General features: G+C 63.0%; 10 protein-coding genes and 2 pseudogenes. 6 read left to right on the forward strand and 6 right to left on the reverse strand.

The window, feature by feature from the left end; genetic code table 11:
• The 4 genes from G6N50_RS04720 (at position 1) to G6N50_RS04735 (ending at position 16,957) form a co-directional block, all read left to right on the forward strand.
• Positions 1-6,339, forward strand: coding sequence for a DEAD/DEAH box helicase (locus tag G6N50_RS04720; protein ID WP_083094006.1), 6,339 nt, complete (start codon positions 1-3; stop codon positions 6,337-6,339).
• On the forward strand, positions 6,339-8,540 hold the full coding sequence (locus G6N50_RS04725) for a 3'-5' exonuclease (protein ID WP_083094005.1): 2,202 nt from the start codon (positions 6,339-6,341) through the stop codon (positions 8,538-8,540). Before G6N50_RS04720 ends, G6N50_RS04725 begins: the two co-directional genes overlap by 1 nt.
• Before the next feature lie 102 nt (positions 8,541-8,642).
• Positions 8,643-11,966, forward strand: coding sequence for a hypothetical protein (locus G6N50_RS04730; RefSeq protein WP_083094004.1), 3,324 nt, complete (start codon positions 8,643-8,645; stop codon positions 11,964-11,966).
• The gene (locus G6N50_RS04735) at positions 11,963-16,957 is read left to right on the forward strand and encodes a DEAD/DEAH box helicase (protein WP_083094003.1); all 4,995 of its coding nucleotides are present in this window, start codon (positions 11,963-11,965) and stop codon (positions 16,955-16,957) included. The genes G6N50_RS04730 and G6N50_RS04735 overlap by 4 nt, the downstream gene beginning before the upstream one ends.
• A gap of 9 nt (positions 16,958-16,966) precedes the next feature.
• On the opposite strand, the gene G6N50_RS04740 is transcribed toward G6N50_RS04735, so the two are convergent.
• The 5 genes and pseudogenes from G6N50_RS04740 to G6N50_RS29205 form a co-directional block, all read right to left on the reverse strand.
• Positions 16,967-19,036 carry a DUF262 domain-containing protein gene (locus G6N50_RS04740; RefSeq protein WP_142275468.1) on the reverse strand — a complete coding sequence of 690 codons (2,070 nt, stop codon included), beginning with the start codon at positions 19,034-19,036 and terminating at the stop codon, positions 16,967-16,969.
• A gap of 468 nt (positions 19,037-19,504) precedes the next feature.
• Positions 19,505-20,383 (reverse strand): annotated as a pseudogene (locus tag G6N50_RS04745) (IS3 family transposase); the annotation flags it as partial.
• 132 nt (positions 20,384-20,515) lie between these two features.
• Complete coding sequence (locus G6N50_RS29195; protein ID WP_232068881.1) at positions 20,516-20,848, reverse strand: IS110 family transposase; 333 nt, start codon at positions 20,846-20,848, stop codon at positions 20,516-20,518.
• 129 nt (positions 20,849-20,977) lie between these two features.
• Positions 20,978-21,433, reverse strand: a complete 456-nt coding sequence (locus G6N50_RS29200) for an IS110 family transposase (RefSeq protein WP_232068882.1) — start codon at positions 21,431-21,433, stop codon at positions 20,978-20,980.
• A 319-nt stretch (positions 21,434-21,752) separates the two neighbouring features.
• Positions 21,753-22,052: pseudogene (locus G6N50_RS29205) on the reverse strand (transposase); the annotation flags it as partial.
• A 266-nt stretch (positions 22,053-22,318) separates the two neighbouring features.
• Between G6N50_RS29205 and G6N50_RS04760 the strand changes: the two are divergent.
• Together G6N50_RS04760 and G6N50_RS29210 are read left to right on the forward strand one after the other, a co-directional pair.
• Complete coding sequence (locus G6N50_RS04760) at positions 22,319-23,047, forward strand: S1 family peptidase (protein ID WP_083093999.1); 729 nt, start codon at positions 22,319-22,321, stop codon at positions 23,045-23,047.
• Between the two features lie 501 nt (positions 23,048-23,548).
• A complete protein-coding gene (locus G6N50_RS29210; protein ID WP_264028757.1) occupies positions 23,549-24,214 on the forward strand; it encodes a DUF6338 family protein in 666 nt (221 codons plus the stop codon).
• Positions 24,215-24,252: 38 nt separating this feature from the next.
• Here the strand turns inward: G6N50_RS29210 and G6N50_RS04770 are convergent, their stop codons facing one another.
• Positions 24,253-25,443 (reverse strand): hypothetical protein, encoded by a 1,191-nt coding sequence (locus G6N50_RS04770; RefSeq protein WP_142275466.1) that lies wholly within the window; start codon positions 25,441-25,443, stop codon positions 24,253-24,255.
• Positions 25,444-25,648 lie beyond the last annotated feature (205 nt).

Genomic DNA, 25,648 nt, shown 5'->3' on the forward strand with positions numbered 1-25,648 from the left:
ATGGCGGAACTGCTTCCCCTGGCCCAGGCCGACGCCATATCCCACAGCCTCCTCGACTACCTGGGTACCACGTTCGCGCTTGCGGACCCCGATGCGCGCCGCGTGCTCGCCGAATTCCTGCAGCACCCCGAGACTGGGATGTTCCGTGGACCGTACGTACGGGTGCGGTTACCGTTTCGGCCCGCTGCCGAAGGCTGGCGCGATCATCTCGAGTGGTACGGGGGCTTCCCGCCCTATGGTCACCAAGCCGCGGCGTTCGCCCGTCTGAGCAGCTACCGACTGACTGCTGACCGGCCGCGCCCGCAGCCCACCCTGGTCACCACCGGCACCGGATCCGGCAAGACCGAGGCGTTCCTCTACCCGATCCTCGATCACGTCCAACGCGCCAAACGCGAAGGCGTAACCGGTATGAAGGCGCTCATCCTCTACCCGATGAATGCTCTGGCCAACGATCAGGCCCTGCGGTTGACCAGCCTGCTCACCGAACACGCCGCGCTGGCCGGGGTGACCGCCGCCCTCTACACCGGGGAGGCAGGCCCACAGCGCACCAAGGTCACGGCCGATGGGCTCATCACCGACCGCGCCGTGATCCGCGACCTCGCACCCGACATCTTGCTCACTAACTACAAGATGCTCGACCAACTACTGCTGCGTTCCGCCGACGCCGACATCTGGCGTCAGAGCGCGCACAGCCTGCAGTACCTCGTGCTCGACGAGTTTCACACCTACGACGGCGCGCAGGGCACCGACGTGTCGATGCTGCTGCGCCGCCTCGGTCTCACCCTGAAAAGCCATTGGACGCCAAACGATCCCGCTGTCACCGACGAGGACTGGCAGCGCCCGCTGGGCCGTATCACCCCGGTTGCCACGTCGGCCACGCTCGGTGATGGCGGCGATCCGACGGCCATGTTGGATTTCGCCGCGACCGTCTTCGGCGACATGTTCACCCCCGACGCCGTCATCACCGAGTCACTGTTCACCGTCGCCGAATGGGCAGGTGACGCGGCCGATCGGCTACAAACCGGCGGGTGGCGGCCCGCCGAACTGGACGAGGCCCGCATCGCTGACCTCGCCGAATCAGTGCCTGCGCAAGCCGATCCGGCAGTCCGCGCGCTGGCGATGCTGCGGGGGCTGCACGACGGGGGCGACGACACCGCACTGACGGCGGCCATGACCGACGACGGCGCGTTGGTGCTGGATCTGGTCAAGGCGCACCCGGTGTTCGGCCGACTCGCCGAATATGCCTCGGCGGCAACCGGAATCGACGACCTGAGCCATCGGCTGTTCAACCCCGGCCGCGACGACCCAGACGACACCGCCCGCCGCCACGTGGTTACCACCGCGCTCATCGACACCCTCAGCCATGTGCGCGCTCGCCACGGACGCGGCGCGCTGTCGGTCGACGTGCATCTGTGGATCCGCGAGCTCACCCGCATCGCCCGAGCCGCGACCGGTTCACCGCACTTCATCTGGGAGGACGACGGCGTCCACGTCGGCGAGACCGACCACTCCGCCGCCTATCTGCCGGCCCTGTACTGCCGGCACTGCAACCGCTCGGGCTGGGCGGTCACCCTGGCCCCGACGGGGTGGGACTTCGACGCCGACGACAGCACCATCCGTCGACGCAAACTGCGCAACGACGACCGCTTCCGCGCGTTCATCCACGCCCCGGTCGAGGCCGACAAGTACAACCCCGCCGACGAAGAGTCGCAGCGCAACGCGCCGTCGCGGCTGGGCTGGCTGATGGTGCCCGAACGGCACATCACCTTCACCATGCCCGCTGAGGAGAAACTCGCCGAGGGCGCCGCGCTGCCGGTGCTCGTACACAGCTCTGATACCGCCGGCGACGATTCGGTCAACGACACCTGCCCGTCATGTCGGCAGCGCGACGGCATCCGGTTCCTCGGCTCGGCGATCGCCACCATGCTCTCGGTGTCGCTGTCCACTCTCTTTGGCACGCCCAACCTCAACCCGGCGGAGAAACGCGCCCTGGTCTTCACCGACAGCGTGCAGGACGCCGCCCACCGCGCTGGATTCGTGCAGGCGCGCTCCCACGCGCTGACCCTGCGCACCCTGGCCCGGCAGGCACTCGACCGCGGCGAGACCGACCTCGCCTCGCTGGCTCACCGGATGATCGACCTCGCGGGCAACGACGCCGGTGCCCGCTACCGGCTACTTCCTCCCGAACTTGCAGAGCGCGAAGCGTTTTCGGCGTTCTGGCAGCCCCGCACCGTGTCCGCGAAGACCCGCAACCTCGTCCGCCGCCGCCTGCTGCTCGACGTCCAGCTCGAATTCGGCCTGCGCTCCGGCGTCGGCCGCACGCTGGAGACCACGGGCAGCGCCGTCGCGCACGTCGACGTCGCGGCATCGGTGCTGCGCGCCTGCGCCGCCGAAGCGCTGCTGGCCGCCGAGGTTCAGCTGAGCTTCGACGACATCGACGACGCGGTGTTGACCGCGTGGGTGCGCGGTGTGCTGGAACGGATGCGCAGCCGCGGCGCCGTCGAGCACGAATGGTTCGACAAGTTCCGGCGCGAGGACGGCAACCGGTGGTGGGTCACCGGCGGTCGGCGCCGTGACCAGGGTATGCCTGGCTTCGGGAGGGGCAACTCCGCGCCGGGATTCCCCGTGCTGGGCGGTTCGGCGCGCGACACCGACCTGGAGCCGGTGAGTGCCGCGCGGGGCTGGTACCCGTCCTGGACCGCCAAAGTGCTCGGCGTCGGGACCGGTGAGGCGACGGTGCTGTCGCGGCTGGTGTTCGCCCGGCTGCGGGCCCGCGAGATCCTCGGCGAGGTCGTCACCGCTTCCGGCGGGCAGACGTTTCACCTGCCGGCCAGCGCGGTCGTCGCCCGAGTGGTTGAGAACTCGGAGATCGGGTCCGACGGGTTAGCGCTGATCTGCGACACCTGCCGAAACACGGTGCACAGCTATCCCGAGACCATCGCCCAGCTCGTCGCCGCGCCATGCCTGGTGGCCCGCTGTGTGGGCACCATGCGCCGTCATCGCGTCGAGGACAACTTCTACCGACAGATGTACGCGGCCACCGACATCCGCCGCGTGGTGTCCCGAGAACACACCAGCCTGCTTCCCGCCGAGACCCGGCTGCTCTACGAATCGCAATTCAAACAAGTTGACCCGCCGCCCGACGCGCCCAACGTGCTCGTAGCCACCCCGACACTCGAGATGGGCATCGACATCGGCGACCTGTCGGCAGTCATGCTGTCCTCGCTGCCGCGTTCGGTGGCGTCCTACCTGCAGCGGGTTGGCCGGGCAGGGCGGTTGACCGGCAATGCGCTGGCCCTGGCGTTCGTCACCGGCCGCGGCGACCAACTGCCCCGGTTCAACCACCCGGGGCGCATCATCAACGGCGCAGTCCGACCGCCCGCCACCTACCTCGACGCCGAGGAGATCCTTCGCCGCCAATTCACCGCATCGGTCGCCGACGTGCTCGCCCGCCGCCCTGGGGCCCCGCACCCGCGTAACACCCCGGAAGCGTTGCGCACCACAACCTCCGGGAGTTACCTCGGCGCACTCATCGCTGAGGCCGAGACCCGCTGCGACGAACTGGTCGACCAATTCCTGTCCGGCATGCCGCCGCTGGACGACGACGTGGTCGCCCGGTTGCGCCGCTTCCCACGACCCAACCCCGACGACGGCGGCAGCAGCGAGTTCGCCTGGCGCTGCCACGTCGCCAGCCAGGTGTGGAACCGGCGCATCGAAACCCTGACCCACCGCAAGACCGCCGCCGAGAAGGCGCTGCCGATCCTGCTGGAACGGGCCACCTCACCGGCGGCCACCGACGACGACAAACGTGAGTTGCGTACCGCGCAGGCGTCGGTTCGGCTCATCGGCAAGCAACTGGCCAACCTGCGCTCGGAATACTGGATCAGCGCGCTGGAATCGTGCGGACTTCTGCCCAACTACACCTTGCTCGACGACTCCGTCACGCTGTCGGTGTCGGTGAACTGGCAGAACCCCGAAACCCAGGAGTACGAGCACTCCGAGTTCGAACTCACCCGAGGCTCAGCGCAGGCGCTGCGCGACTTCGCCCCCGGATCCACCTTCTACTCCAACGGATTCGCGATCGCCATCGACGCGATCGATCTGGGCCCCGAAGGCGAACAGGTCCGCGCGTGGGTGTGCTGCCCGCGGTGCGGATACGTTCGGGAAATCGACGCCGACGGCGGCGATGCACCCACCCAGTGCCCACGGTGCGGCTCCCACGGTATCGCCGACGTCAGCCAGCGCCTGCCGGTCGCCGAACTGACCAGCGTGTCGGCGATCATCCGCCGCGAAGAAGCCACCATCGATGATGGCTCCGACGAACGCGCGCGCGAGCGGTTTACTGTGCAGCCCCTGGCCGACATCGACCACGCCCACGTCACCAAATACTGGTACGTCCAATCCCACGGTTTCGGCGCCAAGCACTTGCGCAACGTGACGATCCGCTGGGTCAACCTGGGCCGCGCGGGTGTTGGGGGCGGAGCGAAACGGCTCATCAGTGGTGACGAGGTTGACGCCGCCCTGTTCCGGGTGTGCTCGGAGTGCGGCAAGCTCGACATCGCCAGCGGGGTCAACCACCGCCGTGAACACCGCCCCTGGTGCTCGCGGCGGGCCACCCACGAGGAGTCCACCACGGATTTAGCGTTGGCGCGGCGCCTGACGACCGAGGGACTGGTGCTACGCCTACCGCAATCGATCACCCTCGGCGACGCGTTCGCCATCCCGTCGCTGTCGGCCGCCGTCTTGCTTGGGCTCCGGGAGCAGATCGGCGGCGATCCCGACCACCTGCAGATCATCACCATCGTCGACCCCGCACCCAGCGGCAACACCGAGCAAGCTTTGCTGCTGCACGACGTTGTTCCCGGTGGCACCGGCTACCTCAGCGACTTCACCGACCCGGCCACGGTGTGGGACCTGCTGCACCGCGCCTGGAAAATCCTGCGGGACTGCGAATGCCGCCACGACGGCCGACTGGCCTGCGAAAGCTGCCTGCTGCCCTTCGCCGCACCACCTGAGGTCACCCACACCTCACGTTCGGTGGCTGAACGGCATCTCACCGGCCTGCTCATCGGTCGTGAACCCAAACCCGGCGAGGACGTTGAAGTTCCGGATTCGATGCCGTGGATGCTCACCATGGAAGAGCCCGGTGTCAACGACCCGGAATCCAACCTGGAGAAGCGGTTCCGCGTCGCGCTCGCCAAACGGCTGAAGGCGATTGGAGCGGCGATCACCGAGAAACCCACCGACAGCGGCGTGGCCTGGGATATTGCGCTGGGCTCCGCCCACCGCTGGACCTTGCGGCCCCAGGAGTACGTGCTGGGATGCCAACCCGACTTCATCCTCACCTACGCCGGGGGCGGGATCTCGCCGACCGCGGTGTTCACCGACGGTTGGCTCTACCACGCCTCCCCGGCCCATAACCGTCTCGCTGACGACGCGGAGAAACGACGTAACTTGCGCGACGCCGGCTATCAGGTCATCGCGGTGACCCACGACGACGTCAACGACACACCTCACGTGTCGCCGGCGTTGCGTACCGATATGCAGGCCACACTGCTGACCACCGCGGGTGACCAACTATCCAGGGGGATGGTCGATCTGGTGTTCAGAACCGCGATCGACCTGCTCGTCGCGTGGATCCAACAACCGCAACGTGACGCCCGTCAACGGCTGGCGAACTGGCTGCCAGCTATGGGCCTGATGAGCACCATGCAGACCGGCACACGCACCACCGACACTGAACCACTGACGACGCTGGCCGTGCAATCGCTCGATGGTGGGCCGGTCGCGGACCCGTCGGGCAACACGTCGGTGTGGGCGTTTGGTGGTTTCGCCTTCGCGGTTCGTATGACCGGACAACCGTTCTCGGCCGAGGCCGCGATCGTCATCGACGACAACGACGCGGCACTGCACAGCGACAGCAGGGACGGATGGCGAGAATGGCTGCGCTGGTCGAACCTGCTGAACTTCCGGTCGGTGCCCCCTGTCATCACGACCCGCCGCCATGCCGCCCACGGCGTATCGCAACCGGCAACGCCCGTCCGCGCAGAAGGTTTGGAGGCCGGTTCACTTGCGGGAGCTTGGCGTGACGCCTACGAACAGGCCGACGCCGCCGGCCAAGAGCTGATCAGGAAGCTCGCCGAAACGGCCCTCCCCGCACCCGACGTCGGCGAGGAGGTCGATGGCATACCGGTCGAGATCTCCTGGCCCACCCGCAGAATCGTCGTCGATCTCGGTCTGGACGACGACGAACGCCGCCACCTCACCTCCTCAGGTTGGACAGTGTGCGCCGCGGATGTACCCAACCTGAGCGCGGTTCTACTGGACGGAGGTTCCTAGTGCCCCAAATCATCCTCGGCCCCGGGCTCAAGAAACTCGACGGCAGCCTGCAGAAGGCTACCTACAGTTTCCTGGCCAAACTCGCCACCGACGACACCGCCCCAGGGCTGCACATCGAACCGATCAACAATTCGGCCGACCCGCGCGCCCGGACCGGCCGCGTGGACCTTTCTTTCCGCGCAGTCCTTTTCAAGCTGCAGGGCAGCCAGGAGGACGCCTCCTACGTCTTCGCCGGGACATACCCGCACGACGAGGCGATCGCGGTCGCCCAGAAATCCAAGATCAGCATCAACCCCCGCAACGGCGTAGCCGAACTCATCCCTGTCGACGAGTTCAGCCCGCCCCCGGCAGCTATCGTCGAGCCGCCAAGCTCACCGATGGAGTCTCAGCGCGCCGAACACAGTCTGCGCCAGCGTGAGTACACCGTCGACGACCTCACCGACCTCGGTATCGACGCCGCCTTCGCGGAGGGCGCGCTCGATCTCCTCGGCGAGGACACTGTACTCGAGTACGCCGAATCCGCCCCGGCGTCATGGCAGGGCGGAGCACTCATCGATCTCTACACCGGCGACTCGTTCGCCGATGTACGCGCGAAATACCAACTGTCCGAACCCGTTTCCGTGGACACCGCCAACGACGACGCCGTACTCGCCGCGATGCAGCACCCGGCTGCCCGGATGGAGTTTGCGTTCATCGAAGACAACGCCGACCTGCGCGCGGCAATCGAGAATCCCGACTTCGCGGCGTGGCGCATCTTCCTACATCCTGAGCAGCGCAACTACACCACCCACCGCACCAACGGTGCCTTCCGACTGACCGGTGGCGCAGGCACCGGAAAAACCGTCGTGCTCCTGCACCGCGCGCGAGAACTGCAGCGCCGCAACCCCGGAGCGCGGATCGTACTAACCACTTTCAACCAGACCCTGGCACAGAGCCTCGCAGAGCAACTCAGGATCCTCGACGCCGACATCGTGGTGGCGGACGACCTCGGCAGCCCCGGGGTCTACGTGGCTGGCGTCGACACCATCGCTCGCCGAGTGCTGGCTACCGCGTCGGGACTCGGCGGCGGCAACGGACAACCCGGCCCGGTCGCCGAGGCGCTGGGACCACGGACCGCTGAGGTGCTAAAGGTGACGCCGGCGCAAGCCTGGCACTCCGCGGCCGAGCAGCATGTCGGTGAGCTACCGGACGCGCTGCGTTCGGCTTCTTTCCTGGAGGCCGAGTATGCGACGGTCGTCCTGCCCAATCACGTCGTCACCCGAGAGCAGTATCTAAAGGTGCGTCGGCCTGGCCGTGGTGTGGCACTCAATCGGACACGCCGAAACTCGGTGTGGGACATCATCGAGACCTACCGCGCGGGTGCGGCGGCCGAAGGTTCGACCGATTTCGACGAGAAAGCGGCGATCGCGGCGCAGGTCCTTGACGGCGGCGCCGACCGGCCGGCGGATCACGTGTTGGTCGATGAGGCCCAGGATCTCACTCCGTGCCGCTTGCTGTTGGTGCGGGCGCTGGCCGCCGCTGGCCCTGACGACCTGTTCCTTGCCGAGGATTCCCACCAGCGCATCTACGGCCAACGAATCACGTTGAGCCGCTATGGAATCAACATCGTCGGTCGGTCCCGGCGTCTGACTCTGAACTACCGGACCACACAGGAGAACCTGCGCTACGCGCTAGGCGTCCTGTCCGGCGAGCAGTACTCCGATCTCGACGAAGAACCCGAGAGCACGACCGGCTACCGGTCAGCTCGGCGCGGGCCCAAACCCGTCATCATCAAAGCGCAATCTCTGACCGACCAATACCAGAAGGTTGCCGACCTCGTACAGTCTTGGATCGACGACGGTACGGCCCCGGAGAGCATTGGACTGTTGGTGCCGACCCGTAAGGAAGCCGAAAGCCTGCCTCGAGCACTCGGTGACCGAGACGTGACGGTGGCCTTCGTCGACAGGGATAAAACCGGCCCGCCTAAGACCCCCGTGGTGATGACCATGCACCGCGCGAAGGGTATGGAATTCGCTAAGGCGGTGCTCGTCGGAGTCGGCGAGAAGTCGCTGCCGCGAAGCTATCTAATCGATGCGGTACCAGAGGAGGAGCGCGCCGACATCCTGCGACGCGAGCGTTCGCTGCTTTACGTGGCTGCCACCCGAGCGCGGGACGAACTTGTCGTTATGTACGTGGGGGAGCCGAGCGCATTGTTGCCGTAGATGGCCACTTTTGCCGGTGGTCTGTGCCACGTTTTTTGTGCGGAGCTGGTGAAACGGGAGAAGGATCGATGATGCCGTGGTTGATCGTGAGGCGCGAAGACCATGTCTGAGCCGCAGCAAGTCAGGAAGGTGTCGAGACGAGAATTGCTCGACATCCGGGAGCGGAGCTGGCGGCCGCGGGCAGATGCGGCGTCACTCGCTGCGGAAACGCTGGACGAGATTCCGGTGGCGCGCCGCGAACAGGCACTCGCCGCGCTCGGTTGGGTCTGCGAGCAGGTGGGCCCAGGGCCGGAATGTGAACGATACCTTCGGCGCTGGCCGGCGGTACATGTGCTCGCCACGGCGGGCGTTGCCGCTGAGCATTACGAGAAAGGGACTTTCTGGCCGAAGCTGATCGACGTCATCAACATATCGCCGGACCCCGGTTTTCAGCGGGTCTGGGGCGAGGCCTTCCTTGACAACCTCCAGACGCTCAAGATGCCCACGTTCGACAGCGACGAGGACGCAGGGTCGAGGTATGTTGGGCGAATCCTGCTTCATTCGGGCATGCCGACCTATTGTCTTGATGACTTTTTCCGCATCCTGTCGTGGAAGCGGAGTCGGACACCCGGGTTGACGCCGGAGGATTTCGTTTCCTGGGCCGCAGCCAAAGCAGCCTCATCCGGGTTTAGCAGTCTCGACATGCCGGTCCAGAGGTTTCTTCGTTACGCGGATGAGTTCGCGGTGGATGTTGTCGATCGCTCTTTCGACCTGCTCGACGCGGTGTCGGCCGGCGCCTCTGCCGAAGATGTTTTGTTGCCGGAGAGATTCTGGGCTGTCGCCCGAAAGTTGCACGTTCAGAACAAAATCGACCTTGTTGCGGATCGAGGCTCTGTTGATGGGCAGAGCGTTGTCCTCCGACCGCGATTGGTGCTCGACCCATACGGCCAGGGCCTGCTCTTGAGACTTCCTCCCGTCGGGGATGCGCCGGACGGCAGAGCGGTCTGGGTAGTGACGCTAGACGACGAGATTCAGCGTGTTGCGACTGAATCGCTCTGGCCAGGATCTACCGAACCGGCGCCACAAACCGATGTTGCTGTGAGCAGGCCGGTCCGTGCGGCATCGGTGGCGCTTGCCGATCGCGAACACCTGCAGTTCCCGATGTTCGTCGTCGACGACAACGACCCGTTGCTGGTATTCGGGGATGACTGTGAGGTGATTGCAGCAGGCCTACCACTGCCGGCTGAAAAGGTGTGGATGCTGTTTCCAGGTGACCCGGACTCGCTTCGGGTATCTGGCTCGATCAACGTTGTCGCAGAATGCGCTTTGCCGCCCCGGTGGTCGGGATACTGCCTTCTTCAGGTGGACTTGTCCGAGGCCACTGCAATCTCGGTTGGGAACAGCCGTCGCACCGTTCGCCTGTTCCAAGCGGCGCGCATCGAAACGGCCGCGCCGGTTCAGGGGGTTCGGACAACCAGTGGTCTTCCCGTTCTCGCTGCCTTACCCAGAGTTGTGCTTCCGGACAACATGCTCAATGCAGATTGGGACATCACGGTGCAGGACAGCGCCGGTGCGGTCATCTCGCGCGAACGGATAACCGGGTCCGGCGATGTGGAGACCATCTGGAAAGGTGTTCCTCGGCCGCTGGTCGGAACATTCTCCATTCGTGTCCGCGGCCCGTGGGGCCGCGGAGCCACCAGATCATTCACTTTGGTCGAAGGCCTTTCGCTCTCCTTCACGCCGGCTTGGCGCAGGTTCGTGGCCATAGGGCTGCAGCCATGCGTAGTAAAAGTACGGGCGTCTGACGGAATCAGACTGCCGCGCGATCAGATTGAATTCAGCGAACGCGACCGCGAACAGCGACTTCGTATCAGTACACCGTCGGAATCCCGGACCCTCATCGTGTCTCCACCTCACATGACCGTTGCCTACCAGGCTTCCGACTCCGCGATCAGCCCATCTGTTCGGCCCTTACCCATGTATCGCGAGGATGTGCGCGATTGCCCCGGCGAGCTGATTCTCGATGTAGGTGCCGCGGCCGAGCCGTTGCTGCACGTGATGGTCAACAACCGTATCGTCCAGACGGTTGCGTCAAAGGGCGGGCGGGCCGGTGTCTACCGATTCAATTTGGCGGAGATTGTCGACACCCTTCGAGGCCAAGCCCAGGTCGCGCTGACATTGAGCCCCGACGGCGAGCTGGTCATCGCTACTGTCCGTCCTCGGTCGTTGTTCAGCAGCATCTACCTGGAGGGCGGCGAACTTCGGTTGGTTGACTGCGTTGATGTCGACGGCCTCACCGCCTACGTATTCCCCACACGCGCGCCCTGGCGAGATCCGACTTCCATTCCGGTCATTGACGGCCGTGCTGCATTGCCCGATTCATTGGTAGACGCCGGTCCGCTGCGGGTGGTCGCACGTATCGACGATCCGTGGGTGCCACTTCCCGCGCCGGAGTGGCCGCAGGCCGGGACTTCAACTTTGATCGAGGCGGACGGATGGGTCGACCAGGGTGACCCGGAAGAGATTGCGGTATCGGCATTCTTGGCTGGTCAGGCCGAACTGCCAGAAGGCATCGAAGACTTCGCGCGGTTGTGGACTGCGCGATCGTTGTTATCCGGACTATGGCTCGGACCACGAAACTCCTTAGTGGCGAAGGAAATCGATGCCCGGATCTATGCGAGTCCCGCCCCCGCGCTCCTCGCGCTATCAGGCTCCGAAATACCGGCAAATGCTGTTCCGGCCCTGATGATTCGTTCTGGCCTCGCGTGGGCGAACTTGGCCGATGCGCATGAGAGTAGTGCCCCACCGTGGACACTACGTGGTGCGTTGCCGGCGGCATTGCTATCTGCGGCAGACTCGCAGTGGTCGGAGGAGGAGATCGAGGCAGCCATCGGCATCTGCGGTGATGCGGTCGGTGGAATTCTGGACGGACATGACCCGTACCCCACTGCCGGTCGACTAGACGAGTCGGCGGAACTGTTGGACCGGGAGCCTGCTGTCAGAGAGCAGTTGATCCGCGCTGCTGGGCTCGTGCCGCAAGGGCTTTTGTCAGCAGATTCGCGGGTGCTCGCCGCCATGGAGTTCGTCGGGCAGCGTCGTGATACACGCATTGAGTGGCTGATGAAGCATGCTCGCAGTGTCCTCAATGAAGCCGAAAGGCTTGTGCGGATCATCGGGGACCCGGCGACTCAGACCGTCTTCGACGCCCGCTGCCATCACTCGGCGACAGGCGGTTGGCGTGTCGTGCCGGCAATCTCGATGGCTCTGGCGCTGGCGGCCCGCCATGCTTCGCGTGGCCACGAAGCAGCACTCAGCTGGGTCATCAGGGAAAAGCGGCCGTGGGAGGCCCTTGCAGAGGTGGCCCCGCAACTGGTCACCATCGACATGATCATCGCTGAATTGGTGGTCGGACGACGAGTAGACGAAGAGGTGGGGATCTCACAATGAACTCCAGCATTGACGCTGTCGAGACTTCAGAGTCGATCAAGGGAACCTACCGGCGCTACCTTTCCTCACTTTTGGCCGTGCGGGATCCGAAAATCGATGCCGCCCTTCGAGGAGCGATCGACAACACCGAAATGCTCGATCGCGGGCCGTATCTCGAGGCGACCCCTCCCTACGCGCCTGGAAAGTCCATTCAGGACCTCATATCGGAAGGTGTTATCACACAAGAATTTTCTGAGCTCACAAGTATGGCTCTCCCGCTCGACCGCCCGCTCTACGTTCATCAGGAGCAGGCGATCAGAAGGGTCGCCGACGGCCGGAACATCGTAGTGGCGACCGGCACAGGCTCAGGTAAGACCGAGTCATTCCTGATCCCGATTCTGGACAGCCTTGTGCGAGAACGGGAAAGAGGCGAGCTGGGACTCGGTGTCCGTGCGCTGCTGCTCTATCCGATGAACGCACTGGCCAACGATCAGATGAAGAGGCTGCGGCAACTACTGGCCGAGTATCCGGCGATCACTTTCGGGCGCTATACCGGTGAGACGGAGACGGACCCGCGGAGGGCACGAGAGCTTTTCTCGGAGTTGAATATCGACGAGCCTGAGTTGCCGAATGAGATTCTGAGCCGACAGGAGATGCGGGAGAACCCGCCGCATCTGCTGCTGACCAACTATGCCATGCTCGAATACCTGCTACTGCGGCCGCTCGACATGGACTTGTTCCAGAGCGGTGCTGATTCCAAGTGGCGCTTCATTGTCGTCGACGAAGCACACGTCTACGACGGAACACAGGGCGCCGAGATCGCGATGCTGCTCCGGCGCGTTCGTGACCGGGTCGCGCCGAACAGTTCCATCCAGTGCATCGCAACCTCGGCCACCGTCGGCGGCGATAGCAACCCGAGCGCGGTCACCAAATTCGCATCGAATCTGTTCGGTGAGCCCTTCGAATGGAGTTCCGACGATTCGGCTCGGCGGGACGTGGTGATGGCCCAGAGGGTGCAGGCCCCTCCCGGTCCTTACTGGGGCCCACTGTCTGCAGCCGATTACGAGACGCTTGTCAACGCACCTGAAACTGGAAACGCGGTTCTTGAAGCCGCGAGAGAGGCCGGCTGGGTGCGGGCGGACTCGGCTGAGACCACCGCGGCGACAGCTTTATCGCACGAAAAGTCATTCGCGGTGATGCGCGAAACGTTGGCAGACGGCCCGCAGACGTTTGACAGAGTTGCGGCGGCAACCTTCGGGAGATCCCATGGAAGCCGCGAAGGGTTAGCCGCCATGGTCGACCTCGCCAGTTCGTTGCGCGAAGCCGACGGAACCACTCCGTTGTCCGCGCGCTACCACCTGTTCCTCCGGGCGACGGAGGGCGCTTTCACCTGCCTATCACCAAGCGGTCCGCACGTTCATCTCGCGCGCCACGAGATCTGCCCGGACTGCGATGCACCGGTATTCGAAATCGGTTCTTGCAAGCGTTGCGGCGCCGTCCACGTCCACGGCACCCCCACTCAGGAGGAGGGCGTCCTACACCTGCGCCCTCGCAAGGCAATGAGTAAAGGAATCTGGCTCGTGCTCGGCGACCACGACGGTCTGACCGACGAGGACGAAACGGCCTCCGTTGACGACGGCGATGACATCTCGGCGGACACCGCAAAGCTATGCACGAATTGCGGTGCTTTGGCGACCCAGGACGCCCAGACCTGCGCTGGCTGTGGGAACTCGGACATGCGCTCAGTGCGAAAGCTCAAGCAACGCGGTGAAGAGATCGCCGGGTGTTTGGTATGCGGTGCACGTGGGGCCGCCACGGTCCGTGTCTTCGAGACAGGTTCGGACGCCAGCGGTGCCGTCATAACCACCGCTCTTTATCAGAACCTCCCCGTCGCGGATAGCCCGCACGGCGCGACGTTGCCTGGTGAGGGGCGGAAATTATTGGCATTCAGCGATAGTCGCCAGGCAGCGGCCTACTTTGCTCCTTACCTCGAAGACTCCTACTCACGACTCCAACGGCGCAGACTAATTTCGCAGGGCATGATTGCGGCACACGCCGACGAAGAGCCGGTCGCAGTGGAAGACATCATCTTCAAAACCCGCGCCAAAGCACAGGCTGTCAAACACTTCCCAGCCCGCATGACCGCTCAACAGGCCGGCCGCGTCGTGGCGCCGTGGGTGATGGCAGAGGTTCTGGCGACAGATGACCGCCAGTCGCTCGAAGGCCTCGGCCTCATCAGTATCAGCCTGTTCCGCGACCCGCACTGGCCCGCGCCTGCTCCACTTCTGCAACTGGGACTAACCGAGGACGAAGCCTGGTCGTTTCTTCAGGAGCTTGTGCGGACACTGCGTCAGCAAGGCGCTGTCACCATGCCCGAGGACGTTCCTCCCAATGACGAAATCTTCGCACCTCGCCTCGGTCCGATACGCGTGCGCGAATCGGGTCCGGAAGCGATCCGAAAGGTCTTGTCCTGGTTGCCCGGCAGAGGGACGAACCGGCGCGTCGACTACGCCAGGCGCGTCCTCGCGGCTCTCGGCCGTGAGATGGACGTGGAACAATTACTCAAAGGGGTGTGGAGTTACCTCACTCGCCCGGAGACACCAGTGGACTGGCTGACATCCTCAACCGAAACAGGGCTGGGGCGGGTCTACCAGCTTGACCATGAATGCTTACAACTCACCTGGGTGAATGAGGACTCTCCCGTCTTTCAGTGCCGAGTGTGTCGGCGCGTAGCACCTTTCTCTGTCCGAGGAGTGTGTCCTGCGTTGGGGTGCGACGGAGCCCTTGAAGAATTCGTACCGCCACCGCCGGATGAAGATCGCGACCACTACCGGACTCTGTACCGGTCGATGAACGCCGTTCCGTTGAAAACCAAAGAGCACACCGCCCAGTGGATCAATACGGAAGCGGCGAAGATCCAACATGAGTTCGTCCGAGGTGAGATCAACGCGTTGTCATGTTCGACCACCTTCGAACTCGGCGTCGATGTCGGAGAACTGCAGGCAGTGATGTTGCGCAACATGCCACCGAGCACCGCCAACTATCTTCAGCGCGCCGGCCGAGCGGGGCGTCGTTCGGGCGCGGCCGCCCTTGTAGTCACCTACGCTATGCGACGCTCACACGACCTCACGCGGTTCAACGAACCTGAGATCCTGATCTCGGGCCAGGTACGTGCCCCTTACGTACCGCTCGTGAACACCCGCATCGACCGCAGGCATGCGCATTCGGTGGCGCTCGCGGCATTCTTTCGTTGGCTGTTCGAAACAACCGGCCGAATCGACCGGAAGGCGGGGGAGTTCTTCCTTCACCAGGACGGAAACGAACCCTCTGTAGACCTGGTGAAAACATTTCTGACGCCCGTTCCCAACGATGTCACGGAAGCACTAGAACGGATACTGCCGACCGAGGTCGCTACCGAGCTGAACCTGGCGAGCGAAGAATGGGCCAGCGTACTGATCGAATTGATCGACCGTGTTCGCGACGAGCTACGCACCGAAGTCGGCACCATGAAGGAGTTGGAACAGAAAGCCTCCGACGAAGGCAAACATGCTCTCGCCCAGCGGTATCAGAAGGTGGGAAACACGCTCCGTAAGCGCGACCTACTCGGATTCCTTGCCAACCGCAATGTGCTGCCGAAGTACGGTTTCCCCGTCGACTCGGTTGAGCTACGGACGAACTTCGGCAGAGGCACCACTTCAGGTGCACTACTGGATCTCAGCAGGGATCTGTCACAGGCTATCTATGAGTACGCCCCAGAAGCGGAAATCGTTGCGGGCGGTCATCTCTGGACTTCACGGGGCATCTACCGTCTTCCTGGGCGGGAACTGCAGGAGTACCTGTACCAAGTCTGTAAGCGTTGCGGCGGGTTCCGCTATGGGATCGAATCAGCAGAACAGCAGTGCCAGCACTGCGGCGAAGTATCGCAAAGTGCCGCGCGGACGATCACGATTCCCGAATTCGGCTTCGTGGCGGCGCCGGACCCTGAGAAACCTGGCCCGCGACCGCCCCGCCGTTCCTGGAGCGGCGCTGTCCATGTCCTCGCGGAACCGCCGGAGGCGCGCACGTACACCGTCCAGATGAACGGCGGAACCGCCGCTGTATCTGCCGGTCCACGCGGGAGGCTCATCGCCCTCGCCGACGGTCCCAGCAAGATGGGGTTTTGGGTGTGCGACTGGTGCGGCCACGGGTCACCCAGGGTGCTGAATCCACAAAGGCCGCCCAAGCATAGTCACTTGCTGAAGAACCAGCCATGCAATGGGCCACAGCGCCTCCTCGATCTAGGGCATGTTTACGAAACCGACTTATTGTCGATCGACGGGAATGTCTTCGGATATCGCGCAACCCAATCCGCTTGGCAGTCAGTCATGTACGCGATCGTGGAAGCCGCCTCCGAGACCCTCGAAATTGCCCGCGAGGATATCGGGGGTTCGCTCACGCCCGCTGGCGCTGACCATTGGTCGATCACACTCTTTGACGCAGTGCCGGGTGGCGCAGGCCATGTCCTGCAGGTGGAACAGAATCTCAGCCAGGTTCTTGCCGCCGCTCTTCGTCGAGTGAGCGAATGCGAGTGCGGCCCTGAGACTTCCTGCTACGGCTGTCTGCGCAGTTACCAGAATCAAAGGGACCACGACAACTTGTCGCGAGGTGCCGCCGAGCAAGTCTTGCGCCGGCTGATCAATAACGGGGGCGAGATCGACATTCCTGTCCACGTCGAGAAGGTGGTAGTGATCCCTGAATGCCTGCCACGAGACTGGATCGGCTTGTACAAGGACGCTTTTGGCACTGAACGCGACTTGCTGGTGGCTCTTGCTGAGGCCGGAGCGCCTCGACCGGAACTAGGTTTCGAGAGTGCAGGCGGTGTGCCAATATCGGTTGCCTGGCCCGATCGTCTGATCGCGGCCGAGATCGGTCTGGAACCTGAGGATCGCGACGAACTTGGATCAGAGGGGTGGTCGGTACTGCCGACGGCGGATCTCTTGGCTTTGTTGGCCGGTGCCGTGAAAGCGAGTTGAGCCGCCTAGTTACTCGCCCAATTCGACGAGCGCGAGCAAGTCCTCCGCAGCCAGTTTGGCGTCAGGGTCGGCCGCGCCGGTACTGAAGGAAACGCCTTCGGCCTCCAGTACTTCCTTGGGTTTGCGGGTGTCGTTTGGATCCGTCCAGGCGAATCCCTCGGCGACGTGCCCATCCCAGGTGAGCACTCGGTAGGCGTTGACACACGTCGGACACTTGGATACGTGGTTCGCGACGGCCTGCGCGGATGTGCCCACGGCCTCGGCAAGATAGTAGTAGCCCGTCCACCTGCCCTGGGGAATCCTGGCCAGGATCTCATGGGTGAGGCTCCAGTCGAACCCTTGCTCCTGCTTGAACTGGTTTCGGTAGTCGGCCAGTACCTCTGGCGGTAGCGACGGCCGCTTCCACAGCTTGATGGCCTGATCGGCTAGCGCCTTGGCACGGGCGACGATGGCGTCCTCGTTCCACGTGTCCAGTGCGGCCAGGCTCTTGTTGAGTTGAAGATGGCTGTCTTTGAATCCACCTGCCATGTCGCGCTTTTCGAGGAATGGCCGGTCGGACAGTTCTGGGTTGTATCCGGTCAGCGTGAGATTGCCCAGAGTATGAAGCCATCGGCCCTGCACGTTCACCCAGTCGGGGCCGATCATGTCCTGCCATGACTGCGACAGCTTCTCGTTCTGAGGCATGACGTGCTCGATGGTGTAATCGCCGACGCTGATCGGCTCCTTATGGCTGTCATTTTCCATCTTGGCGAGGAAGTAGGGCGCACGCTGGAGGTGGTACAGATCTTCCTCGCATAGATACTTCCCGAACTCCTCGTCATCGGGGAATCGTTTGTAGGTGTCGAGAGTCAGGAATCGTCCGAATACGCTCTGGACGTAGTTCAGCGGATTCACCTGGAGGCCAAGTGATACGAACGTCTTGTTAAGCGAATTTGTCGGGATGCGGCAGATGGTCCGACGGAACAGGTAAGAGATGACGACGTCGAGGATGTGGGCGAACTCAGTGTCGGACACCTTGCCGCTGTCGTAGTCCTGATACACCCGCAGTAGGAACGGGTACGCCACCGTTGCTTTGAGTTGCTCGATCTCGATGAATCGGGTCGCCAGTTTCGGGTTCGTCTCCTGGCCCATTGCCATTGCCACGAAGTATTTCGCGCTTCGACTCAAGTCCATGACGACGGCCTCTTGGTTCACTCCCACCTCGGCCTGGGCAAAGCTGAAGTCCTTGAAAGCGTCGTAGATGTCTTCGAGCCGTGGGATCGCTCCCGTGCGCACGGTCAGGAAGTGACGCACGAACTCATCGAAGCGGCGTTCGTCGACGCCTCTGAAGGCCTGCTCCATCGGGAACCAATAACCCTCATAGAGTTTGGTCTGCTGGTTGGGCTCCAGGTCCATGAGGACGAAATTGCGAATAAGGTCCGCCTGCGACAATTTCTTGCCGGTGGAGTTCATCGCTTCGAAGACCAGCTGTGGATTGTCGACCCCACGCGCAAGATGTACGTCGACCACGACGAGCTTTGAGACGCCCTTGCAGACGGCGACAATGTCCGTTGCCGGATCCTTCAACTTCGAAACGAAAAATTGGAAGTTGGTGAGAACCCGCGATGCATTTCCGGCCGGCAGCGGATCATTGCGGACAACCGCCTTGAGCGCTTCCTTATCGGCCTTGGAGAGAATCAACTTGAAGAACTTGTCGCCGCTCTCGTACTCGTTGGTCAGCCAGAGGCCGCGAATCTTGCGCGGTGCGAAGCTGTCCACCGGCTCCTGCTCGGCGATCGGCAGGAGGTCGAGATGGGCTGCCAGTGCCGCGAGCAAAAGAGTCACCGTGGTTGTGCGCTGCTGGCCGTCGATGATGAGGGCGGGCTCGGCTTGCGCGATGTTTCCCTGATCCTTCTCGACATAGACGATCGAGCCGGTGAAGTGCGCGCCGATGACTTCGCTGCTTCCTGCGCGAACGATGTCTCTCCAAAGCTGATCGCACTCGGAATCGTCCCAGGAGTAGACACGTTGGTAGATCGGCACCACGAACTGGGTTGCCTTCTTCAACAAGTCCAGCAAGTTGGCGTCGACGGCTTTCACAACGAGTAATCCTGCCGGACGACCGAACAAGTTTGCCGCTAATCTCGCGACTGGCTTGCGCGCGTTGCGCCTGCGGCTGTCCAGACAGTCGGTCGTACCCTGGCCAGTAGGCAACCAGTCCGCAGCAGATTTAGCGGCAGCTTTCGTTGGCCAACGCAACCAACGTTCTGAACAGGCTGTTTGTCGAACAGCCAAAGCAGCTTGACGGTACAAACGCCCAGATGGCTCACAGGCCAACTCGTCCGCCCTAACCCCCTGACCTGCAAGTTCAGCTTGTTTGGGCGGCCGCCGCAGCGCGTCCGCAGCAGTTCCGAGCACCGAGTCAATCGCGTCCCGCGTTCGGTCATCGGAGTGCGGCCAAAGCTGGCTGTAGGTATCGAGCGTCTCGACGGCGGCAAGTGCGTGACCTCTAGTCTCGGTGCCGTGTGAACCGCCCCGGTGAGTCCGGAGACTTCGTGATTTGAGGACTCAGCCGGCGGCTGGTCTCCGGTGTTGAGCGTAGTAGGCGGCCTCAAGGTCGACGGGTGGAATGTCGCCGCGGTACTCGCAGAGTCCGCGGTGGTTGAACCAGTCCACCCATTCCGCCGTGGCCAGCTCGACCTCCTCGACGGTGCGCCAGGGCTTTCGCGGTTTGATCAGCTCGGTCTTGTACAGGCCGTTGATCGTCTCGGCCAGGGCGTTGTCGTAGGAGCTGCCGACCGCGCCGACTGACGGCTGGATGCCCGCTTCGGTGAGCCGCTCAGTGAACCGAATCGAGGTGTACTGCGACCCTCTATCCGTATGATGCACAACATCTTTGAGATCGAAGATCCCTTCTCGTTGCCGGGTCCAGATGGCCTGTTCGATGGAGTCGAGCACCGTCGCGGTGGTCATCGTCGCCGCGACCCGCCAGCCCAGGATCTGCCGGGCGTAGGCGTCGGTGACAAACGCTACGTAGGCAACGCCCGACCAGGTCGACACATACGTCAGGTCGGCCACCCACAGTCGGTTGGGTGCTGGCGGGGCGAAGCGGCGGCCCACGAGGTCAGCTGGACGGGCCGCCGTCGGGTCGGCGATCGTGGTGCGCCGAGCCTTGCCGCGCACCGCCCCGGTCAGGCCCAGCTCGGCCATCAGCCGCTCGACAGTGCAGCGGGCCACCGCGACGCCCGTGCGGTTGAGCGCCAGCCACACTTTGCGCGCGCCGTAAATCCGGTAGTTCTCGGCGTGGATCTGCCGGATGTGCTGCTTGAGTTCCTCATCACGGACGTCGCAGCGGCTGGGCTCACGGTTGACCTGGTCGTAGTAGGTCGAGGGGGCGATCTGGACGCCGAGTTCGATGAGTACAGCGCAGATCGACTGGACACCCCACCGCAAACCATCAGGGCCCTCACGGCGGCCCTGATGATCGGCGATGAACCGGCAGACTAGTGGTGTGGCCGGTCCAGCTCGGCGATGCTCCTATGTCAAGCCGCGGTCGCCGGCTGGTCCGACTCCGCGGATTCAGCTCGGGCCGTAGAGCGCTTTTCGTCGGTGCGCAGTGCGCTGAACACGGCATCCGAGAGTCGGCGACGCAGCAGCCGGACCGCTTCGGTGCGGGCCCTTGCCTGAGGCGGCGAGTTTGTCCAGATAAGCCCGGCCCGGCCCATATCCACGTGACTGGGTGACAGCGATCATGTGCAGCGCGTAGTTGATGGTTCGGTTGCCACCGCGGTTGAGTCGCACTTTTCCGTTGCTGGTGCCCGACCAGACGGGGATCGGAGCGGTACCCGTGAAGCGAGCGTAGGCATCTTTGTTTCGGAACCGGTGCGCACCTGCCGTCTCGCCCAAGATCATGGCCGCACTGAGGATTCCGCAGCCAGGGATAGCCAGCAGAGTAGGCGCCAGTCGGCGCACCAGTGGGCGCAACTCCGCCTCCAAAGCGTTGATCTGTTCGGTCAGCTGGCGAGCTCGATCGACGAGTTCTCAGGCCAGCCGGGCGACCACACCGCGATTGCCCTCCAGGGCAGTAGCCAGCTTGGTGAGCACGCAGTAGCGTCGCAGACCGCGGCTGGGTATCTGCAGTGTCGGGTCCAGTTCGTGAAAATGCCAACGCAATCGGTTGTGGACACGAGTGCGCTCGGCGACCAGATCGCGGCGATGATCCACGATCAGTTTGACCTCGCGTGTCGGTCCATCCAATGCTGCTACCGGTAGATCAGGATGCCGCAACGCGGCCACCGCGACGGCCTGGGCGTCGATGGGATCAGACTTGCCGGGCTGTCGGCCACCACGGCGGGCACCGGCCATCAGCCGCGTCGGAACTCTCACCACCCGGTGCCCGGCATACAGCAGGTCACGCTTTAGGCGGCGGGTCAGACGCCGGCAGTCCTCCAACGCGAAGGTCACGTCCGGCCACTGCATGGCCCATTGGACCAACAACAGAATCGCCTTCGCTGATCGCGGCCACCGTCTTCTCATCAAGGCGACGTCCGACGTCATCGACCACGACCACGGTGGGTGCGTTTGTGCGAATCCGCGCCAATCACGACCATGCAGAACTCCCTTGTTCCCGACAGCAGGCGGTTCTGCACCGAGCAGCACGGGCACGCATCAATCGAGCGCAGGCAGGCTCCTATCAAGCCACGTCGCTGCTCAGAGCAGGCCCGGCGGGGCCGCACATCGCCGGAAAGGCCACCAGCCAAAACTGGGGCAGCGAAGAAACGAGCGAACCCCACCGGACCTCATCAGGATGACATTGACGCAAAGAAAGCGAGGCCGACTTCAGAATTGCGTTGGCGCGCTTGAGTTCTGCGTTCTCCCGCTTCAACCGTTTGAGTTCAGCGGACTCTTCGCTCGATACGCCGGGACGCGACCCAGCGTCGATCTCTGCCCGGCGAACCCACTTGCGCACTGTCTCAGTGGTGCCGATCCCGAGCAGCTCCGAGACCGCGCGCATGGCCGCCCACTCGGTCTCATGCTGTTCGCGGACCTCGACGACTATCCGCACCGCCCGCTCACGCAGCTCCGGCGGGTACCTCCTCGACGAATTCGCTGGCATGATTCCATCCTTTCCAAGAAGTGGAGTCTCCGGACATGCCGGGGCGGTTCAGTTCTGCGGCCACCGCAGTTGGAGACGGCTGGACGACGGAACGCCCTCGCTCTCGAGCGCGACGATCTCGCCATCGAGAACTACGCGCACCGCCGCAAGATGGCGCGGAGACCAGTCGCCCCAGCCCCCCGCGCGTGGCGAGACCGTTGGCACGACCGAGTGGTTCCGCTAGGCAGAAGGACTCATCTCGGCGCGACTAAAAAGAAGGTCCGCCTGTGAAGGCAACGCTCGCTGGTGCGGGCATCATCACAAGCATGACTTCAACGCCTCAGCTAGACATGATTCCGACGTCCGTCATCAGCCGAGTCCTCCAATTCACTGGTGAGCGCGAACGACCAGGCACAGCGTTCGTGATTGGAACCGGTGCTGATCAGCGCCTCATCACAGCCAGACATCTGTGTAACGACGAACATGAAGAGGTCGTCTATCTACGCCACCCGTGGACCAACAAGGGTTTCGCTTACCAAACCACGCTCATCCGAGTGGGCAGAGACGTTGCATCGAAAGCCGATTTTGCGGTGTTCCGAATGCAGAACCCCATCCATGTTGGCGACGACATTCCTTTGGTCACCGGGGGCATGTTTATCCCGCAGACGGCCTTCGTCATCGGATACCCCCACGGGTGGGGTACGCAGGGGAAAGGGGATCTCCAGACGCTGCCGTTGGTGAAGAGTTGCGTCATCGCAGGGAGGGCAACAATCGAAGATATAGACCTCTTCTACGTCGATACGATCGTCAATCGTGGGTTCTCGGGTGGGCCACTAATGTTCATCGATAAGAGAACAGGTGAGGCGAAGTTCGCGGGAGTCGTCGTGAAGAACATGACTACGCCAATACGTGAACCAACGTCAAACGAGCCCAACCCCCCTGAAGCGCCAGCGGGCATCGGGGTCGTCATCGCCGAGTTGACTTTTCGAGCCGCATTGCAGACCGGAACAGGATGAGATTCCAAGCCAGGCCACCCCACCGATAATTATCGGACCAGCCCCGGCCACCAAGCGACCCCGTGCCCGTCATGAATTTTTTTACACAGGGGTGAAGTTCTCAGCCAGCAAACAGATTGCAGCGGGCGTGGTGGGTACGATGTTGTACACCGGGGAAGCGACCCACGCGACCCTTAAGACTGAGGATGAATATGGCCGACGAGACAAGTGGGCAGGTAGGACAACGAGTAGAGACCACGCAGTATCAACAGCCAGTCGAAACCACACAGTATCAAGTTGATCCCGATGGTCAGCGGGGTTATACCCCCGCGGTAAGTCCAATCCAGCCCAAAGTCACGACCACAACGCTTGAGCCGGGGCCAGGGCTGACAGATCCGCCGTCCAGCGCCCCTACTGCTCCGCCAAGCACATCCGGGACCCCCGCCACGGAGCCAGCGACACAAGGCGAGTAGCTCCCGCCGCGTAAGCGCGACTTAGACCTAGCAATTTAGCGAGGGCGAATTGCCGACATCTCTACTCGCGTTGATAATCTTCATTTGCTTTGTCACGCCGGGTGTGGTTTTCGAATTACTTCGCGAGCGGCGTCGGCCACCACGGACATACAGCACATTCCGGGAAACTGGTGTAATAATCGCGGCGAGCGTACTATTTTCGCTGCCAGCGATTGTAATTCTATTTCTGATCCACGGATTTGAGCCACGACCCTTTCCCGACCTGCAAAAGTTGGCAGAGAGTCCCGGGAAGTATGCTCCCGATCATCTTGGCAGCGTTGTAGGACTCATCGTGGCGTTCGTGGCGGTGGCGGTGGGGATAGCGGCGATCTGGGACTTGATACTCCAGCTGTTCCGTCGCCGCGCCCCAGTCACTCCCTTCCCGGTTTGGTATGAAATTCTCATCGGAGAAGCGAGGGACAAAGTTGGCGAAGCGGTCGGTGTCCTCCTCGAGCTAAAAGAGGGCGGGCGCGTCATGGGTGCAGTGAAGACACACGGTTTTAACAAGGACTCTGAGCTGGACTGGATCGTGCTTGAGCACAATTCGCTATGCCCGTTGAAAATTGGTAGCCCAAACGGTGAATTAAAGGAGCCTGGAAAGGGCTGGACTTATCTCGCAGTATCGGCGGACGAAATCCGCGTAGCAAAGATTGCTTACTTGGCGACGAATACCTAGAAGCGCGCTTGATAGGCCCGTTGAGCTACGTCCGTCGTTCAGGTGTGGCCGCCACGTCGGGCTTGCAGCGCTCGTCGAGCAGCAGCTAGCTCATTCGCTTCGAATAGGTCGTTTGCGTATTGGATTGCCGCATCAATGAGTTCGACGGTCGCCGCGGGCGGATGCTCGTCCGGCAATCGTAAATAGATCGATTGGCTTCGGCCATCGGATTGCCCACCCCCGATCGTGATGCCGGCTTCGCCCACTTTCGCCCTGAAGTGGTCCTCCCAAAACGGAGGTGCGGCCGGCGTGAAAGTCACCGCCGTCTGAGGCTGACCGGTGCTGTCAGACGGGGTTCGTTCGGTGATATTTCCGACCCGTTGGATACGACTCCAACGCGCCACCCGTATCGGCTCAAGAACTTCCAGATACTCCTCATCCGATTCGAGCGGCGGTAAATCGCGGGCGAATTGACCGCCAAGTCGGCGTGCCTCCACGGGGGTGAGTCGTCGGATCTGCTGGCTCGGCTGGAACCGGTCGGCCTCACGGATAGGGATCGCCTCGGCGGTGAATATCGGTTCGATCTGTCCGCCCAAGTGCTGGCGCCATCGTCGGCCACCCGCATCCGTGTACTCGACGGCGAACTTGATATCGCGCCAGTTGGCTGTGTGAACAGTCACCAACGTGAACCAAGCCTCATGTTCGGTGTTGCTTCGATACGGCGTGAGCAACTCGCCAGAGGGTAGGAATTCATGGAGTCTGTTCCCCGCCTCGACCAGTTCTGGTGTGCGCCGTTCAAAGCCTGCGGCCGAGTTGTCTGGCGAATCGACGTAGGGCACGGTGACATCGAAGAACAAGTCTTTGCTTCGGTTTTCGACTCTAAACGTTGCGAGCGACTCAAGGCCGCCAGGCATCTCTACTTTGAAGATCACCAGTAGCCTTGCCTGCGCCATGTCATTGTTTTCGCGGATGCGCGCGGCTTCTTGTCGATCTGCTCGAGCTTGTGCGCTTGCGACCGAGATGCTGAACGCCGCGATGAGAAACGCTGCGCCAGTGGCCAATCCGCCAGCCCAGGCGCCCCAGGCGGCAAACCAGTTCGCAGTTATGTCCCTCGGGGAGAGCCGCGCCTTTGAGAGCGTCAGTGTTACGAACAAGTACAGGAACAACAAAGCCGCTAGGCATGTGCCCCATAGCACCAGTTGAAACTGTCGTTCCTCAGGAAGCTTGCTGTTCTTCGAATCATCAGCCATCGATCAACGATGGTCGCACCTAGGCCACGGTCGCCGCCGCCGAACTACCGATAAAGCCCCGACGCAACGACGGCCGTCGTGATCAAGTCCGCACGTCGCAACTGGAGCGCCCGCCCGCTGACGGGGTGGACCGATGGATCGGCCCGCCACAGGGGAGCGGCAGGGGCGGGCCGAGCACCGTAGGACGCGGGTCAGCGCTGATCGG

Origin of the sequence: Mycobacterium mantenii (assembly GCF_010731775.1) — a bacterium.
Classification (GTDB): domain Bacteria; phylum Actinomycetota; class Actinomycetes; order Mycobacteriales; family Mycobacteriaceae; genus Mycobacterium; species Mycobacterium mantenii.

Excerpts from the sequence above, each read along its gene's own strand:
- G6N50_RS04720 (WP_083094006.1), top strand. The coding sequence starts at position 1 with ATGGCGGAACTGCTTCCCCTGGCCCAGGCCGACGCCATATCCCACAGC.
- G6N50_RS04730 (WP_083094004.1), top strand. The coding sequence starts at position 8,643 with ATGTCTGAGCCGCAGCAAGTCAGGAAGGTGTCGAGACGAGAATTGCTC.
- G6N50_RS29195 (WP_232068881.1), bottom strand. The coding sequence starts at position 20,848 with ATGATCTTGGGCGAGACGGCAGGTGCGCACCGGTTCCGAAACAAAGAT.
- G6N50_RS04770 (WP_142275466.1), bottom strand. The coding sequence starts at position 25,443 with ATGGCTGATGATTCGAAGAACAGCAAGCTTCCTGAGGAACGACAGTTT.
- G6N50_RS04735 (WP_083094003.1), top strand. The coding sequence starts at position 11,963 with ATGAACTCCAGCATTGACGCTGTCGAGACTTCAGAGTCGATCAAGGGA.